Origin of the sequence: Vibrio sp. OPT46 (assembly GCF_015163535.1) — a bacterium.
GTDB lineage: Bacteria > Pseudomonadota > Gammaproteobacteria > Enterobacterales > Vibrionaceae > Vibrio > Vibrio alginolyticus.
In genome coordinates this window covers 1-268 of record NZ_JADDYG010000739.1, presented here as the reverse complement: position 1 = coordinate 268, position 268 = coordinate 1, and the positions used below count along the sequence as shown (strand labels likewise).

The 268-nt window shown below is 41.8% G+C and carries 1 protein-coding gene; it reads right to left on the bottom strand.

Going from position 1 to position 268, the window contains the following annotated elements:
- Positions 1 to 151: 151 nt before the first annotated feature.
- The coding region (locus tag IQR33_RS36095) for an ACT domain-containing protein (RefSeq protein WP_416222698.1) at positions 152 to 268 on the bottom strand (117 nt) is incomplete at its 5' end.

The window sequence follows — 268 nt, the reverse complement described above, 5'->3', positions numbered from 1 at the left end:
CCGATCGTAAGGGGTGGGATAGGATCGAGGCTGAAAAATGGTTAGGGCCAAACATTAACGGTTAAATTGATGTTTACCTCGTCCAAATGTAACAACTAATGAAACGACAAAGGGCTGCAAATACGCAGCCCTTTGTTTTATTGAGTTGAACTTACTTCTCAAACAACTCAGTGTGGAGTTTTTGTATGGCTTGTTTCGATACCGATTCATGGAGCAAGAAGCATAAGTTGTGAGGGCTAGCGCCATAACAAATCATGCGTAGGTTAAA